The following is a 936-nucleotide window of genomic DNA, read 5'->3' on the forward strand; positions in this document are numbered from 1 at the left end:
GTTTCGAGGTCGCCCTTGTTGATCTGGATTGAACGCGCCTTCCGGGCGCGGCGCAAGCGGCCAGCGCGAAGCGGTCTCCCGCCCCGGTCACCCAAGCAATGAGATAACGAGCCCATTGGCCGATTTATTCCCGGTCGGGGTGAAATCTTATTGTTCTTGCTTGCCTTTATCCGTTTTCCTTCGCCGCCCGTGTCAAAAGCCGCTGATAGAACAGGCCGATACCGATCAGAACCGCGCCGAGGCCGATGAAGGATAGCGCCCGGAGTACGCCTTCCAACTCCGACATGTCGAATATGAAGACCTTCAGCACGGCGATCGCGATCAGCGCGGCCGAAGCGATGCGCAGCACCTGCGATTTCAGCCAGACGCCAGCTGAGAGCAGCGCAACGCCAATTACCAGCCAGAGCGCCGAATAGGTGTAGGTTTCCAACTGGCCGAGGCCGCTCCACAGGCCGATGAATTCGCCCTTGAACAGGCGCCTCACCGACAGCGTGGCATAGGCGAAGGCAAGCGCGGCAGCCACCACGGCCAGCATCTGCGCATACCATTTTGGCCGCTTGTCCCTGGCGTAGAGCGCCAGTCCCCCGGCGGCGACCGCCGGCAGGAGATAGGCGAGGAACAACAGGTTGAACACCGGGATACGGCCGGTCGATTCGTCTGTGAAAAGCGGGTTCAGCACCACGAAGTGCCGGATGACGATGAAGCCGACGGAGATTACGCCGATGGCCATCGAACCATAGCGCAGCACCGAGCTTGGCGAGCGCATGTCGATAGCGACCAGGATTGCGCCGGCACCGATGGCGATCAGGGTGTAGATCGACTGTTCGGCGAGCGTCATGGCACCCGTGTCGATGACGCCACCGTGCATGGCGTGGCGCACCAGTATGGCGAGCGTGAGCAGCGCAAACAGTGCCGCTGCCGCCTCCATGGCAAGGC

At 62.0% G+C, this 936-nt stretch carries 1 protein-coding gene; it reads right to left on the bottom strand.

Annotation, left to right across the window (positions count from 1 at the left end):
- Nucleotides 1–166: 166 nt before the first annotated feature.
- Nucleotides 167–936 (bottom strand): DUF2339 domain-containing protein (locus EN925_RS37595; RefSeq protein WP_164894751.1); only part of this gene is annotated, 770 nt, incomplete at its 5' end.

The sequence above is a fragment of the Mesorhizobium sp. M7A.F.Ca.US.006.04.2.1 genome (assembly GCF_004022915.1).
Classification (GTDB): Bacteria; Pseudomonadota; Alphaproteobacteria; order Rhizobiales; family Rhizobiaceae; genus Mesorhizobium; species Mesorhizobium ciceri.